This is a genomic window from Paractinoplanes lichenicola (assembly GCF_016785085.1).
Classification (GTDB): Bacteria; Actinomycetota; Actinomycetes; order Mycobacteriales; family Micromonosporaceae; genus Actinoplanes; species Actinoplanes lichenicola.
In genome coordinates, this window is sequence record NZ_JAENHO010000010.1 from 212,438 (window position 1) to 229,203 (window position 16,766).

5 protein-coding genes are annotated in these 16,766 nt (G+C 72.6%); 2 read left to right on the forward strand and 3 right to left on the reverse strand.

Annotated elements, in window-relative coordinates; all coding sequences use genetic code 11:
* Nucleotides 1-25 precede the first annotated feature (25 nt).
* Complete coding sequence (locus tag JKJ07_RS32800) at nucleotides 26-1,504, forward strand: glutamate-cysteine ligase family protein (protein ID WP_202995750.1); 1,479 nt, start codon at nucleotides 26-28, stop codon at nucleotides 1,502-1,504.
* Between the two features lie 27 nt (nucleotides 1,505-1,531).
* Here the strand turns inward: JKJ07_RS32800 and JKJ07_RS32805 are convergent, their stop codons facing one another.
* The gene (locus JKJ07_RS32805; RefSeq protein WP_202995751.1) at nucleotides 1,532-12,163 is read right to left on the reverse strand and encodes a beta strand repeat-containing protein; all 10,632 of its coding nucleotides are present in this window, start codon (nucleotides 12,161-12,163) and stop codon (nucleotides 1,532-1,534) included.
* Between the two features lie 386 nt (nucleotides 12,164-12,549).
* On the opposite strand from JKJ07_RS32805, the gene JKJ07_RS32810 reads away from it, so the two are divergent.
* On the forward strand, nucleotides 12,550-14,961 hold the full coding sequence (locus JKJ07_RS32810) for a GH92 family glycosyl hydrolase (RefSeq protein ID WP_202995752.1): 2,412 nt from the start codon (nucleotides 12,550-12,552) through the stop codon (nucleotides 14,959-14,961).
* 480 nt (nucleotides 14,962-15,441) lie between these two features.
* On the opposite strand, the gene JKJ07_RS32815 is transcribed toward JKJ07_RS32810, so the two are convergent.
* A complete protein-coding gene (locus tag JKJ07_RS32815) occupies nucleotides 15,442-16,236 on the reverse strand; it encodes an alpha/beta fold hydrolase (RefSeq protein ID WP_202995753.1) in 795 nt (264 codons plus the stop codon).
* 10 nt (nucleotides 16,237-16,246) lie between these two features.
* Nucleotides 16,247-16,654, reverse strand: coding sequence for a cobalamin biosynthesis protein (locus JKJ07_RS32820; RefSeq protein WP_202995754.1), 408 nt, complete (start codon nucleotides 16,652-16,654; stop codon nucleotides 16,247-16,249).
* Between the last annotated feature and the right edge of the window lie 112 nt (nucleotides 16,655-16,766).

Below are 16,766 nucleotides of genomic sequence, written 5' to 3' on the forward strand. Positions count from 1 at the left end.
AGAGAAGTCTGAGAGGTGGTGTGCCGTGGGCGAGGACGTCGAGCAGGCCAACTTCACCCGGGAGGACCGCGCCAGGTATCGGCACAAGATCCGCCGGAGCCTGGACGTGTTCGCGGCGATGCTGCGCGAGTCGCGGTTCGATTTCGAGCGGCCGCTGACCGGCATGGAGATCGAGCTCAACCTGGTCGACGAGAACTGCGACCCGGCGATGCGCAACGCGGAGGTGCTGGGCGCGATCGCCGACCCCGACTTCCAGACCGAGCTGGGCCAGTTCAACATCGAGATCAACGTGCCCCCGCGCCGGCTCGCCGGTGACGAGAACGCCGACCTCGAGCGCTCCCTGCGAGCCAGTCTCAACAACGCCGAGAAGCATTCCCGTACGGTCGGCGCGCACACGGTCATGATCGGCATCCTGCCCACGCTGCGGCGCGAGCACATGACCGACGAGGCGCTCTCGGCCAACCCGCGCTACAAGCTGCTCAACGAGCAGATCTTCGCGGCCCGGGGCGAGGATCTCGACATCCGGATCGACGGCGTGGACCGGCTGGCCGTCACGACCGACACGATCGCGCCCGAGTCGGCCTGCACCAGCACCCAGTTCCACCTGCAGGTCAGCCCGGCCCAGTTCGCCGCCTACTGGAACGCGGCCCAGGTGATCGCGGGCATCCAGGTCGCCCTCGGCGCGAACTCGCCGCTGCTGTTCGGCCGGGAGCTGTGGCGCGAGACCCGGATCCCGCTGTTCGAGCAGGCCACCGACACCCGCTCGGAGGAGATCCGGGCCCAGGGCGTACGGCCTCGGGTATGGTTCGGGGAACGCTGGATCACGAGCGTCTTCGACCTGTTCGAGGAGAACGTCCGCTATTTCCCGGCCCTGCTGCCGATCTGCGACGAGGCCGACCCGGCCGAGATGCTCGAGCGGGGCGAGATCCCCCAGCTGAGCGAGCTGCGCCTGCACAACGGCACGGTGTATCGCTGGAACCGGCCCATCTACGACGTCGTCAAAGGCCGCCCGCATCTGCGCGTCGAGAACAGGGTGCTGCCGGCCGGGCCGACCGTTGTGGACACCATGGCCAACGCGGCGTTCTACTACGGCCTGATCCGTACGCTGGCCGAGGCGGAACGTCCGCTGTGGACGCAGATGAGCTTCAGCGCGGCCGAGGAGAATTTCCACGCCGGCGCCCGGCACGGCATCGACGCCACGGTGTTCTGGCCCGGCCTGGGCTTCATCCAGGTCACCGAGCTCGTGCTGCGGCGGCTGCTGCCGATGGCTCATCAGGGGCTCGAGCGGTGGGGTGTCTCGCAGGGTGAGCGCGACCGGCTGCTCGGCATCATCGAGCAGCGTTGCCTGACCCACCGCAACGGCGCCGCCTGGCAGGTGCAGACCCTGCACGCGCTGGAGGCCGAGGGGCTGGACCGGCAGGCTTCCCTGCACGAGATGCTGCGGCGCTACCTGCCCCTGATGCACGAGAACCTGCCCGCGCACGAATGGCCGTACCCGAGCTGACGGGTACGGCCATTCGCCTGGCCCTCGCTATTCGAGCGGGTCGCGGCGCCGCCACCGGCGGATCAGGCTGGGCCGCTCGTGCCGCGGCGTGTGCGCCGGGACCCGTACGGGGATCCGGACCGTCCCGGCGCCCGCGGGCCGGTTCTCCCGCATCGCGAGCATCAGGGTGGCGCCGGCGACGATCAGCATGAGCGAGACCAGGGCCGTCCCGGCGATCTGGGCGCCCGTGGTGGGCAGCTTCCCGCCCGGCTTCTTGCCGCCGTTGCCGTCGCCGGTGCCGTTGTCGTCGTCGGTGCCGTTGTCGTCGCCGGTGCCGCCGCTCGCCGCCTTGGCGGTCAGCTTGAGCATGACCGAGACGGTGTTGTCGGTGGAGTTGCCGTCGGCGCTGGTGGTGCTGATCGTCACCTTCATCGCCTGGGTGCCGGACTTCTTGGTGTTCGACCCGTCGATGGTCAGCCACAGCTGGCTGCCGTAGAGGCCCGCCGCGTCCGGGGCGCTGCAGGTCACCGCGTTCGACGCCGCCGAGCCGCCGACCGGCTCACAGGTGGCCGCGACCGTCTGGGCCTCGGCCGCCGCCGCCAGCACGACGCCCTCGCTGACCACGGAGTTGTCGAGCAGGATCGACGCCGCGCGCACGACGACCCCGGCCGGCGGCACCACCGTGAACGAGACGTTGTCGGCGGTGTCGGTGCCCTCGTTGGTGTACGGGATCTTCACCACGACGCCGGTGGCGTTCGGGCCCACGGTCACGGCCGGCTCGTTGTACGTGACGGCCAGGTTGACCTTATAGCGGCCCAGGGTGACTTCGGGGATCGCCACGTCGGCGTCGCCGCCGCACTGGCCGTCGGGCGTCGGGTCGGTGCCGAGCACCCCGTCGATGCAGCCACCGGTGAGCGTCTCGCCGCCCTTGAGGTCGCTGCCGATGACCACCGGCACCTGGATCAGCCGGGACTCGCCGGCCTTCAGCGTGACCGTGCAGACGATCGTCCGGGCGGCCGGCCCGGCCACACAGCCCGCCGGCAGGGTGCCCGCGGTGGCGTTGGGGGGCAGCACGATCGTCGTCGAGTATTCGGCCGCATCGTCCGGCCCGGCGTTGGTGAACGTGATCGGCAGGGTGGTGGTCTGGCCCGGCAGCGGCGCGGTGTTGGACGGGCTGCCGAACGTCACCGAGACCGAATACGACTTGCGGGAGGCGCTGACCAGCAACCCGCTCGCGGTCAGCTTGTCGTCGGCGTCCTTGGGGTCGGCCAGCGTGATGCCGGTGGCCGTCCAGGCCGCGGTGGCCGCCGCGTTCGCCGCCACGTCGACGCCGATCGCCAGCGTCTTGGGCTGCCCGGCTGCCAGGTCGACCCCGGTGCAGGTGATCGCGGACTCGCCGACCGTACAGGTGGCCCCGTCGACCGCGGCCGACTTGACGCTGAACCCGTCGGGCAACCCGCCCAGCGGCACGGTGAGCGTCAGGCCGGTGTGCGCGGAGGTCGCCGAGAACCGGACGATCGCGTTGCCGGAGGCGCCGGCCGCGACGACCGAGCTGTCGAGCGAGAGCGTGCCCGTCTTGCTGATCGACGGGTTGGCCGGCGTGTTGTCGACCGAGACGGTCAGGTCGGGCCCGCAGGCCTTGGCGCCGTCGGCGGTCGTGCAGGCGCCGGTGAGCGTGTCGCCGTTCTTGACCGAGCTCGAGACGACCAGCGGCACCGTGTACGTTTTGGACTGGTTGGCGTCCAGGTCGTACGTGCAGGTCGCGGTGGTGCCGGAGATCACGCAGTCCTGGGCCGCGGTGCCGGTGAGCGGGCCGAACGTAGTGTTGGCGGGCGCCGTCACGGTGACCGTCTTGCGGACCGCGTTCGACGGCCCGGCGTTGGTGGCCACGACCGTCATCGAGGTCGAGTCGCCCGGCTTGACCGTGGCGCTGCCGTTGGTCGTCTTGAAGGTCACCGCCGCGACGCGGGCGCCGCTGGTGGCGATGGCGGCGGCCCCGGTGGCCGTGTCCGACCCGGCCGTCACCGTGATGCCGGTCGCCTGCCAGGCCACGCCCGGCGCGACGGTCGCCGCGACGCGGGTGGTGATCGTGACGGCGGTCGTGGTGCCCGCGCCGAGGGCGACGCCCGTGCACCGGATCTCGGTCGTGCCGACCGTGCAGAACGCGTTGCCCGGCCCGGTCGCCCCGGTGACCGTGAAGCCGGTCGGCAGGGTGCTCAGCGGCACCACGACCGTGGCCCCGGTGATGGCGCCGGCCGAGGTGACCCGCACCTGGCCCGTCGCCGTGCTGCCCGGCGTGACCGTGCCCGGCGTGCCGGAGATGACGAGCTGACCGGCCGGCTGGCCGAGCTGGATCGCCGGGATCACGACGTCCGACCCGCCGCAGCTGTTGTCGAGGTTGACGTCGGCGCAGCCACCCGAGACCGGGCTGGCCGGGTCCGCGGTCGCCGACACCTGCACCGCCAGCGGGAACAGCACCTTCGCGCTGCCACCGACGGTGACCGTGCAGTCGACGACCGTGCCGGCCACGTTGCGCGAGCACAGGCTCGCGGTGGTGCCGGTCGGCGGCTGGAAGGTCGTGCCGGTCGGCGCGCGGAACATGTAGTGCACGTCCTTGGCCACCGAGGTGCCCTGGTTGGCCACGGTCACCTGGATCGCGCCGGAGTCACCGGGCTTGAGCGACTGCGCGGCCGGCACGGTGAACGACACGACCGGCTTGGCGTCGGCCGCCCCGACCAGCGCCGAGCTGACCGCCTTGGTCGCGGTCACGCCCGCCTCGACCAGGGTCAGCGTGGGCGTCCAGGCCGGCTGGCTGGGCGTGGCGGCCGCCGCGACGTCGGCCCCGAGCGTGATCGTGGTGCTGCCGCCGGACGTCACGGCGACACCGGTGCAGGTGATCGCGCCCGCGACCACGCCCGAGCACGTGCCGCTGGTCGACTGCGCCTGCGCGACCGTCACGCCGGCCGGCAGCCCGCTGGTCGGGATCGTCACTGTCACGTCGGACGCGGCGCGGGTCGCGGTCAGGGTGATGCCCACCGTGCCGTGCCGGCCGGGCACGATCGCCGGGCTGGTCGCCGCGACGCTGACCGCCTGGGCCAGGGTCGCCCGCACCGCGATGGCGGGCAGCGGGTAGTCGGCCGGCGCGGCGGCGCAGGCGCCGTCCCGGTTGAGGTCGATGCAGCCGCCGCTGATCGTGACGTTCGGGCTGGCGTTGGCCGGGATGCGCACCGGCACCGTCCACTGTGCCGCGGCCGCGCCCACTGGCAGGTCGGTGCGGCAGTCGAGCTGGGTGGTGCCGACCGGCGTGCAGTCGGTCGCGGCCCGGCCGGTCAGCGGCCCGAAGATGGTGCCGGTCGGCGCCAGGAGCCGCGCGACCAGGCCGGTGGCGTCGGACGGGCCGCTGTTGGCGGCGGTGGCGGTGATGGTGGCCGTGGAGCCCGGGGCGACCGGCTCGGTCGGCGCGGTCAGGCCGAACGTCAGGCCGGTGGCCGGCGCCCCCGTCCGGACGAGGGTGCCGGTCACCTGGGCGGTCTCCCCGCCCGCGCTGGTCAGCGTGACCGGGTTGGGCGACCAGACCGTGCCGGCGGCCATCGAGGCGGCGGCCCGGACCGTGATGTTGATCAGGTTGGTCGTGCCGGTCGTCGCGTCGACGCCGGTGCAGGTGATCGCGCCGACCCAGGTGCAGGTGGCCGCCGACCCGGCCGGCCCGGTCACCGAGACGATCGAGAGGCCCTGCGGCAGGGTGGTGAGCGGAACGGTCGCGCTCATCCCGGTCAGCGACCGGTCGGGGGCGACGGTCAGGTGGGCCGTGCCCGGGGTGCCCGGCACGACGGTCAGCGGGTCGATGCCGAGCTGCGCCTGCTTGGCGAACGGCTTGGCCAGCGTGATGTCCGGGATGGTGCGATCGCCGGGGCTCGTGCAGTTGCCGTCCCGGTTGACGTCGACGCAGCCGCCGGTCAGCGGGTTGTCGGTGTCCGCGTTGGCCGGCACATTGATGCCGAGAGTGAAGCTCTTGGACTCCACGCCCAGGCTGGCGCCGCAGGAGACTACTGTCGGCGAGTCCACCGTGCACAGTGTGGCCGCCACGCCGGTCAACGGGGCGAACGTGGTGCCGGTCGGCGCCGTGAAGTCGGCCCGGGCGCTCGGGTTGGCCGACGGGCCCGGGTTGGTCAAGGTCACGTCGAGCTCGCCGGTGGTGCCGGGCTTGAGGGTGCCCGCGTCGGGCACGACCAGGGCGACGGTGAGCGAGCTGACCGCGGCGCCGATCTTGGCGACGACCGGGTGCAGCGTCAGGGTCTCGGCGCCCTGCGTCACGGTGAGCGCCTGCGACCAGCCGGCACCCGTCGAGCTGGGCGACGACGGTCCGGTCGACAGGCCGACCTTGAGCTGGGTCGTCGCGCCCGCGGCGAGCGTGGTGGCCGGGCAGGTGACCGCGCTCGCGGTGACCTGGCAGTCGGTGGTGCCGAGGACGGCGCTGGTCACGGTGGTGCCGGCGGGCAGGCCGACCGGGTCAAGACCCACCACCAGGCCCGTACGGGTCTCGGCCGCGGCCAGCGTCATCGTCGCGGTGCCGGTGGCGCCGGGCGTGATCGTCGGCGGGGTGCCGCCCAGGGTCAGCACCGCCGACAGCGCCTTGCGCATCGCGATCGCGGGCAGCCGCTCCGCGGTGGCGCAGGTGCCGTCGTCGTTGAGGTCGATGCACCCGCCCGTGATGCTCGCGGCCGTCGTGCCGGCCGGGACGTTGACCGGCAGCGTCCAGGCGACGGCCAGCGACGAGGCCGGGGTGACCGAGACGTCGACGCCGCACGAGAGGGTCGTCGGGTTGACGACTGTGCAGGCGGTGGCGGCCGCGCCGGTCAGCGGGCCGAACGTGGTGCCGGTCGGCGCGGTGATCGTCACCGGCGCGGTCAGCGACGCGGGGCTGCCACTGTTGCTGATCACCGCGGTGAACTGCGCCGTGGTTCCGGGCAGCACCGTGTCGGCGGCCGGGCCGGTCAGCTGGGCCGACAGGTTGTAGGCCGGGGTGCCGGCGCTGGCCAGCACGCGGCGTGCGGAGACGGTGTTGGGGGCGGTGCCGTCGGTGACCGACAGGGTGGCCGCGTAGGTCGTGGTCGCCGGCGTGCCGGGCGCCACGTCGACGGTGATCGGCAGCGTGGTGGTGCCGTTGGCCCCCACCGACACGTTCGAGCAGACGATGTTCGTGCTGACGACCGCGCAACCGCCGGTCGGGGTCAGGGTCACGCCGGTGCCGGCCGCGGGCAGCGGCACGGTCACGGTGAGACCGTTCAGCGCGGTGTTGCCCAGGTTGCCGACCACGACGTTGGCGGTGCCGCTGGCCGCGCCGGGCGAGACGGTGGCCGGCGTCGTCGTCACCGTGACCCGCTGGGTGAACGGGACGGTCAGCGCGAACGTGCCGAACGCCTTGTCCGCCGGGTCGGAGGTGCAGTAGCCGTCGGCGTTGCCGTCCACGCACCCGCCGCTGATCGGCTTCGTCGGGTCGGCGCCGGGGTCGACGACGATCGGCAGCGTCAGGGTGTCGGTGGCACCGCCGGCCAGGCTGGTGTCACAGCTGATCCGGGTCGGGCTGACCAGGGTGCAGCCCGCGGCGAGGGGGCCGGTCGGCGTGCCGAAGGTGGTGCCGTCGGGCGCGATGTAGGCGATCTTGGCGCCGGTCGCGTTGGACGGGCCGGGGTTGGCCAGCGAGATGCCGATCGACGCCGTGCCGCCGGGCTCGATCGACCCGCTCGGCATCGTCACGGTCGGGTTCAGGGCGAACGAGCCGGCGCCGGTGGTGGCGAGCGCCCGGTTCGCGGTGATGCTGTCGGCGCCCGAGGCCAGCCGGATGCCGGTGGCGGTCCAGGTCGTCGCCGCGGGCATCGAGGCGGCCGCGCTGACGGGCAGGCTGACCTCGAAGGTGCTCCCGCCGGTGATGGTCACGTTGGAGCACACCACGGTGTCGGGGTTGGCGCCGCTCTTGGCGCAGCTGCCCGGGGACGGCGTGCCCACGGTCATGCCGGCGGGCAGACCGGCCAGCGGCACGGTCAGGGTCACGTTGGTCAGATCGTCGCCCGTGTTGAGCGCGGCCGCCCGCACCTTCACGGTCCCGTTGTCGCCCGGGGTGACGGTGGCCGGCGTGGCGCTGAGGGCGGCCCGGCGGTCGAACGGCACCTTCAGCGTGATCGCCGGGATCACCTGGTCGCTCGGGCTGCACGCCGCCGCGCCGTCGAGGTCGACGCAGCCGCCGCTCAGCGTGGCGAACGGGTCGGCGGTGGCCGGCACGGCGACCGGGAAGATCAGGTTGCCGGTGTCGGCGTTGGCGGCCAGGTTGACCGTGCAGGTGGCCACGGTGGCCGGGCCGACGGTGCAGAGGCTGGCCGTGTTCGGCGGCAGCGCGGCGAACGTCGTGCCGGTGGGCGCCTTGACGGTGAACGTGGCGGGCGTGGCATTCGACGGGCCGCCGTTGGACACCTTGACCGTGATGTCGGCGTTGCCGCCGGCGCTGACCGTGCCGTCGGGCGGGACGGTGACGGCGGCGGTGACGTTCGTCTGTGGCTGGCTGACCACGGCCAGGTCGCCGCTGGCGGTCGCCGTGTCCGAGCCCTTGGCCACCGTGATGCCGGCCGCGGTCCAGGTGGCGGGCACCGTCGAGGGCAGCGACGCGGTGTTCAGGGTGACGCTCACGGTCTGCCCCGCGGTCGGCAGGTTCACCGGCGAGCAGACGATCGCGGAGGTGTTGACCGTGCACGTGCCGCCGGGCACAGTCGCCGAGCTCGCGGTGACGCCGGCGGGCAGGTTGGTGGTCGGGATGGTGACGGTCAGCCCGTTCTCCGTCGCCGTCGACTTGATGGTGAGCAGCGCGGTGTCGTTCAGGCCGGGCGTCAGGGCGGCCGGGGTGGTGGTGACGGTGAGGCGGCGCTGCAGCGGCGTGCCGACGGTGATGCTCGCGATCGCCTTGTCGGCGGTGGCCGAGCAGCCGGGCTGGCCGTCGAGGTCGACGCAGCCGCCGGTCAGCGACGAGCCCGGGGCGGCCGTGGCGTCGACGCGCAGCGGGAAGCTGAGACCCACCGCCGGGGCGCCCGCGGCCAGGTCGACCGAGCAGGTGGCGGTGCGCGAGTCCGGGCTCAGGGTGCAGGCCGCGGCGGTGGCCCCGTTGAGCGGGCTGAACGTGGCGCCGAGCGGGGCGGTCACCACGACCGGGGCCCCCTTGGCGTCCGAGGGGCCGGTGTTGGTCACCGCGACGTCCAGGTTGCCGGTGCCGCCGGGCAGCAGGGTGCCGGACGGCAGCGTGATCGCCGCGTCGAGCACCGGCCGGGCCGCGCCGACCCGGGCCAGCTCCTGGTTCGAGGTGATCGAGTCCGGGCCCGACTCGACCTTGATGCCGCTCGCGGTCCAGCCGGTGCCGGCCGTCGACGACGACGTCGCGGCCACGGTGAGCCCGATGTCCGCCGTGGTGCCCTTGGTGATGGCGAGACCGGCGCAGGTCACCGCGGTGGCGTTGCGGGTGCACCCGGCGGGCGTCTGGCCGGTCACGGTGAGGCCGGCCGGCAGCGCGGCCAGCGGGATCGTGACCTTGACCCCGGAGAGGTCGTTGTGCGGGGCGGCGACGTGCACGGTGGCGGTCGCGGTGGCGCCGGGGGTGACGTCGGCGCGGTCGGCCGTGACGGTGGCCTGCACCGAGAACGGCACCTTGAGCTGGAACGACGGGATCGCGGTGTCGGACGTCCCGCACCCGGGAGTGCCGTCGAGGTCGACGCAGCCGCCGGTGACCGGCTTGTCCGGGTCGGTGTTGGCCCCCACCTGCAGCGGCAGGGTCAGCGTGGGCGTGACGGCGCTCGCGGCCAGCGTGGTCGTACAGGTGACGACGGTGCTGCTGGTCAGGGTGCACATGGGGGTGGCCGGGGCGCTCAGGGCGCCGAACGTGGTGCCGGCCGGGGCCCGCACGCTGAAGGTCGCGTTGGTGGCGTCGGACGGGCCGTTGTTCTTGACCGCCACCTGCATCGAGGTGGCGCCGCCGGGCTCGACCGAGCCGTCGGTGGGCACGGTCAGCGTCGGCGCGGTCAGGGTGTAGTTGCCGGTGCCGGTGCCGGCCAGCGAGCCGGAGCGGGTGACCTGCTCGTCGGCGGTGGCGATGACGATGCCGGACGGGGTCCAGGCCTGCGGCGGGGTCACGCTCGAGGCCACGGTGATCGGCATCGAGATGTCCTTGGCCTGGCCGGCCGTCAGGGTGACGCCGGTGCAGGTGATGGCTCCGTTCGCGGTGGCGCAGGTGCCGGTGCCACCCGCGACGGTGGCCGTGCCGACGGTGAAGCCGGTGGGCAGGCCGGTGGTCGGGATGGTGACGGTCACCCCGGTCTCGGCCTGGGTCGAGGTCAGGGTCAGCTTGCCGGTGCCGCTGGTGCCGGGCGTGATGGTGGCGGCGTCGGTGCTGGTCGTCAGCCGGGACGACAGCGGCGTCCGCAGGTTGATCACCGGCAGGGCCTTGTCGGTCGGGCCGTCGCAGGCGCTGTCGTTGTCGAGGCTGACGCAGCCGCCGGTGATCGGGGTGGCCGGGGCGGCCGCGGCCGAGACGACCAGCGGCAGGCTGAGGCTCACGGCCGGGTCGCCGGCGCCCATGCTGATCCGGCACTGCAGCGTGGTCGAGGTCAGGTTGGTGCACAGGTTCGAGGTCGGGGCGGTCAGCGCGCCGAACGTGGTGTTCGCCGGGGCGACCACGACGAAGTCCTTGTTCCGCGCGTCGGACGGGCCCTGGTTGTAGACGTTGACCGCCATCGAGGTGGTCTGGCCGGGGTTGACCGTGTTGTCGGCCGGGCCGGTGGCCGTGATGCCCAGGGTCGACCGGGGCACGGCGTTGATGATCGTGCCGGTCGCGAGGCCGGTCGACGTGCCGGACGCGTCGGTGAAGGCCGCGCTGACCTCGGAGCCGGCCGCGGCGGCCCAGTTGGCGGTCACGTTGGCGGCCAGGGTGACGGGGATCGAGAGGGTCACCGCGTTGGCGCTGCCGGACGGGATGGTCACGCCGGTGCACCGGATGCCGTTGGTCGTCGTGCAGGTGCCGGTGCCGTTGCTGGTGGTCACGGTGCCGACCGTGTAGCCGGCGGGCGGGGCGGGGAGGGTGACGGTGGTCGGGTTGGCCGCGGTGCCGCCGCTGTTGACGACCCGTACGGTCGCCGTGGCCGGGCCGCCGCCGGGGGTGCCGTTGGCCGGGGTGATGCTGACGCCGCCGGTCAGGTTGACGTCCGGGTCGCCGACCGTGAGGAATTTGCCCTGGCCGCCGATCGGGGTGCCGTTGAGGTTGGCCGTCATGCCCTGCAGGGTCCAGACCGTGCCCGGCACCGCGGCCAGCGTGGCGGCGGTGGCGACGGTGATCGTCGCCGAGTTGCCGGCCGGGACGCTGACCCCGGAACAGGTGATCGCCGCGGTGGTGACGCTGCAGGGGGTCGAGCCGACCTTGGCCGAGGTGACCGTGACACCGGCGGGCGCGTTGCCGATCGGGACGGTCACCGTCGTGGTGGCGTTGGACGGGCCCTGGTTGGCCACGGTGATCGCGGTCGTGGCGGTCTTGCCCGCCGTCAGCACGGACGGGGTGCCGACGGTGATCGAGCCACCGGTGCTGGCCGCGGGCTGAGCGGCGACCAGGGAGCCCGAGCCGGAGGCGGGAATGACGGTCGACGATCCGGTGACCGGCGTGCTGACCGCGGTGATGGTGCGGGCGGCGGGCGACCAGTCAGCGGCGTTCGTCGCTGTCGCGCTGAGGGTGACGGGCAGGTTGACCGTCACCGAGCCACCGCCGGGAACAGTCACGCCCGTGCATGTCACGGCACCCGACGAGGCGACCGCGCAGGTTCCGGTTCCATTACTGCCCGTGACGGTGGGCGTTCCCACGGTGTAGCCGGCCGGCGGGGCCGGAACGGTGATCGTGGTGTTCGGGGCGGCGATGTCGCCGGTGTTCTGGACGGACACCGACGGCGTCGCGGTGTTGCCCGGAACAAGGTTGACCGGGCTGGTCGCGACCGAGCCCAGTTTGACGATGCCGGAGCAGACCGACTCGGCGACGACCACGGTCCCATTGGCCACCACGGTGCCCTTGAGCAGACTGAGATCGATCGCCCGCAGGGTGTAGTCGAGCCGGCCGGTGGTGGTGTTCCAGTCCGCGGTGCGGTGGTCGATATAGCCGGTGGCGATGCCCGGGAGCAGGTTGCCCAGGTCGACGTTGACGTCCGGGTTGACCGTGGCCCCGAGGATCTTGAGGTTGGCGATGTCGGTCCGTCCGGTGATCCCGCTCGAGGTCATCTGGCAGAAAGTGGAGATCGCTCCGGCGCTGAGGGTGTTCGAGCCCAGCACGCCCAGGCCGGCCACGTCGGCCTGGGCCCGCCCGCCGCCGGTAGCAGGCTGGGCCGTGGCGGTGATCGCGCCGACGTTGATGACGCCGGGCACGTTGGCGCCGACATCCTGCTTGGTGGCGGTGCTGCCTCCGGTGGTCCAGCTCTGCTGGGTCGGTAGCCCGAGGTTGATCGAGGCCAGGGAGAGGAGCCCGATGTTCACCCGGGCGCCCTGCGCCGAGGTGTTGATCGGCCCCGCCGCCGCCCGCGCGGAGGAGGGATTCCAGAGCATGGTCAGCACCAGCGCGAGCACGATCACCGCGGCGAAACGCTTGACCGGAATAGACCGAAGGCAGATCACGAGTCGATTTTCATCGCGCCCCGGTGCAAATGTCCCCCGTTTCCTCGACGTCTTCGCAATTCGTCCGATGCATTCTCGGCGGAAATGTTCGCCCCACCTTTCACACCATTATCAGAAACCACTTCCGTGACGGCCGGAAGGGCCCGCCGGCCGATCGGGCCGCCGCGTCCTCAGTGGAACGCGCGACCAGGCCGCGCAGTTCGCGCGGGCACACCGCGGACATCGCGAAAAACGCCTCCACGCCTTACGCCGCAACGGTTTCCGGTTCCGGCCCGTAATCGATCGATCACTAACGATGCACAGTGTCCATGCGCAGTTCACCCCTCCGGACACGCGAAAAACGGCCTTCTGGAGTACGTTTTCGGCGGCTCTAGAGAGGATGACGCATGTCGATACCGGAAATTCGTCGGACATTAACCGCCGCCACGGCCCTGCTGGTCGCGGCCACGGTGGCCGTCGCGGCCCCCGCCGAGGCCGCGCCGGTAAGCCTCGTGGCGGATCCGGCGGCTTACGTGGACCCGTTCATCGGGACCACCCGCGGGGGCAACACGTGGCCGGGAGCGACCCGCCCGTTCGGCATGATGGCCTGGAGCCCGACCGCCACGACCGGGGACCAGACGTCGGCGCCGGCCTCCAACGGCTACGACTACAACGTCACCAGGCTGCGCGGTTTCAGCCTGACGCACGTCAATGGCGCCGGCTGCTCGCCGGGGGCCGCCGGGGACGTCCCGATCCTGCCCCACGTGGGCCCGGTCGACTCCTCCCCGACTGCCGACACCAAGGACGCGAAGTACGCCGCGACATTCAGCCACGCGAATGAGACCGCTACCCCCGGGCGGTATGCAGTGACCCTGGACTCGGGGGCCCGCGCGGACCTCGCCGTCAACACCCGGGCCGGCGTCGGCGACTTCAGCTTCCCCGCCGGCTCGGCCGCCAGCCTGCTGTTCCGCACGTCGAACTCGCTCAATGGCAGCGAGGACGCGGGCATCGACATCAACCCCGCCACCCGTACGGTGGAAGGCTGGGTCTTGACGGGCGGATTCTGCGGTCGCCGGGGCAACGGCGGGGGCGCGACGAACCCCAACCGCCGCTCCTATTACAAGCTCTATTTCAGCGCCGTCTTCGACCGGGACTTCGCCACGACGGGCACCTGGCGGGACTCGAGCCGAAATCCGGGGGCGACGACGGCCTCCGGCGGCGAGGGATATCTGACCGGCACGGACCGGGCCGGCAAGGGCTCGGGCGGCTGGGTCGGGTTCGACACGGCTACGGACAGTGATGTCCGCATGCGGATCGGCATCTCGTACGTCAGTGCTTCCGGAGCCGCGGCGAACCGTGAAACGGAGGTCCCGGCGGGGTCGACGCCATTGACCGTCGGCAATGCGACTCGGGACGCTTGGAACACTGAACTGAAGCGGGTCCGGGTCGGCGGCGGCACCGAGGATCGAACGAGGGCCTTCTATACGGCCGTCTATCACTCGCTGATGCAGCCACAGACGATGAACGATCTCGACGGGCAGTATCTCGGCGCCGACATGCAGGCCCATCGGCTCCGGCCGGGGCAGAAAGCGGCGTACGGGACCTTCTCCGGATGGGACCAATACCGGGCCCAGATCCAGCTGCTCGGGCTGCTGCGACCGGACGTGGCCGGCGACATGGCAACGTCGATGATCGATTTCGCGGCGCAGAACAACGGTGTCTGGGATCGATGGCTGCACCTGGGCGCGCCCACCCACGTGATGACCGGCGACCCGGCCGCGCCCACGCTGGCCACCTGGTATGCGATGGGGGTGCGCAACTTCGACGACCGCGCCGCCCTCGACTCGCTGGTCAAGCAGGCCACCGTGCAGAATCCGGACGCGCTGTCGGACCTCGGCTGCCCCGGCCAGTGCAAGGGGCAGCGGCCCACGCTCAACACCTACCTGGCCCTGCGTTACGCCGCCAACGACATCTGCCACTGCTGGGGCGGGGCGGCCGAGACCCTCGAGAACTCGCTGGCCGACTTCTCGCTGGCGATGTGGGCCCAGCGCGCCGGGCGGGCCGACCTGTATCGCCGGCTCCTGCCGCGCGGCGACTACTGGAAGAACACGTACAACCCGGCCGTGGGTTATCAGGCCGCCCGGCGGGCCGACGGCTCCTGGCAGGCCGGGTTCACGCCGTCCACCGACGTCGGCTTCGCGCAGGGCTCCAGCGCCACCTACACCTGGATGGTGCCGCAGGACGTCTCCGGGCTGGCCACGCTGATGGGCGGCCGCTCGGCGGCGGCGGCCCGGCTCGACACCCTGTTCCACGACGAGAACGGCAACTGGGCCGTGCTCGGCGGCAACGCCCTGCGCTACGACCCGACGAACGAGCCCGGCATCCACGCGCCGTGGCTCTACAACGGGCTCGGCCAGCCGTGGAAGACCCAGGAGACCGTACGGCAGATCGTCGACACCGCCTACGGCGTGGGCCCCGGCGGCCTGCCCGGCAACGACGACCTGGGCACGATGAGCGCCTGGTACGTCTTCGCCGCGATCGGCCTCTTCCCGCAGGTGCCGGGGCGGGCCGAGCTGCTGGTCGGCAGCCCGGTCTTCACCCGGGTCGAGCTCACCCGCGCCGGCAACACCCGCCTCGTCATCAACGCGAACACCACCGACAAGTACGTCCAGAGCGCCCGCCTCAACGGCGCCAAGCTCACCCAGTCCTGGCTGCCGGAGTCGTTCATCCTGCGCGGCGGCACGCTCGACTTCACCCTCGGCACGGCCGCCAACACCACCTGGGCCACCGCGCCCGCTTCTCTCCCCCGCGACCACTGACCCCTGGCTGGGGACCGGCTCGTCGGTCCCCAGCCGCCCTCACCAGCGCGCCAGTCCCACCGACCCGCCCCACCCATCGGCCGCCCTCACCAGCCCGCCATTCCCACCGGCCCGCCCCGCCCATCGGCCGCCCTCACCAGCCCAGCCGCCCTCACCAGCCCAGCCGCCCTCACCAGCCCAGCCGCCCTCACCAGCCCGCCAGTCCCACCGGCCGCCCTCACCAGCCCGGCGGCCCCGCCATCGATCGATACCGGTCCGCGACGGCTCTGCTTGACCAGTCCCGGCCGGCCCCTTCGATCCGGCCTTCAGCTTGCCCGAGCCGGCGTTCCGGGGCGTCAACCCGTGGTTCGATTTCTTCGGAGCCCGAAGTCAACCCTCGGGTTGACGCCTCGAGGACGGCCCCCCCTACCGTCTCGGGCATGAATCCATTAACGCCTTCCACCCCCGCGACCCGACTGAGCCGGCACCCCCATTCGGCGCTCAGAGCGTCGCCAGGAAAGAGGCCAGGGCGTCGTCGAAGACCTTCGGCTGCTCAAGGTTGGGCAGATGACCCGCGTTGTCGACGATGACGAGGCGGGCCCGCGGGATCAGGGCCTGCATCTCCTCGGCGTCGCTGACGGGGGTGAACTCGTCGTCGCGGCCGACCACGATCAGGGTCGGGACGGTGACCGTAGTGAGCAGCTCGCGATAGTCGGGGCGCTCGGCCCGGCCCCGCAGCGCGGCCGCAGCTCCGGCCGACGGCGCGCTCGTCATCATCGTCGTCACGTGCTCAGCCACGGCCGGCATGGCGTCGACGTTGTAGGCGGCGAGCATCTTGGCCAGGTTCTCCCGGGCATACCAGCCGTTGCCTTCGGCCTCGAAGCGGTCGGCCGCCGCCCGGCGCGCCTCGCGGCCCTCAGGGGTGTCAGCGCGGGGAAAGGTGTCGGCCAGGATCAGCCCCTCGATCCGGGCCGGGAACTGCCGGTAGCACTCCATGACGATCTGCCCGCCCATCGACAGCCCGCCCAGCACGAAGTTGTCGATCCCCAGGTGGTCGGCCAGCCCCGCCACGTCCTGGGCAAAGGTCGGCAACGGCGTCCTGCCCGGCACCACGGTCGTCCGGCCGTAACCCCGCAGGTCGGCGGTGATCACCCGCCACCCCGAGCCGGCCAGCGCCTCGACCTGCGGCCGCCACATCGAGCGATCGAAGGGATGCCCGTGCACCAGCACCAGCGGCCGCCCGTCCCCGCTGTCGTCGTAGTCGATCGTGATCCCGTTGACGCTCGCCGCACTCATGCGATCGACGCTAATGCGCCGCCGGGGCGGGCTGAACGGCCAATCCGGGGGTCGCGGCTATCGCCACGGTCACTGAAGGGAAGACCCGCTTGGGAAGGAGGAGCACGCCGTCCGGGCCGGCGGCGCACAGGGCGGCGGCCTCGGCCACGCTCGGGGTGCCGACCGCGGCGGTCACCGCGGAGCTGGGTGTGGGGACCGCGCGGGCGGAGAGCTCGGCGGCGGTGAAGAGGGCGAGCCGCCAGCCGTGCCCGGACGCCAGGTCGCGCACCGTGGCATCGGCGCCGCGGCGGTCGAGCGTGGCCAGCGCCGCGACGTCGGCCGGGGTCAGGCCGGCCGCCCGCAGGGCCGCCCCGACGGCGGCGCGCAGGTCGTCCCCGGAGGCGGAGCTACGCGCGCCGACCCCGACAGCAACGGCCATCAGCCGTCGACTCGAACGGCCGGATGCGCGACAGCGCTCTCGGCGGGACGGCCACCGGTCATAACGCGGCGACCAAGCGGCCGGCGACTCGGGCGACCAGATGCCGCGACAG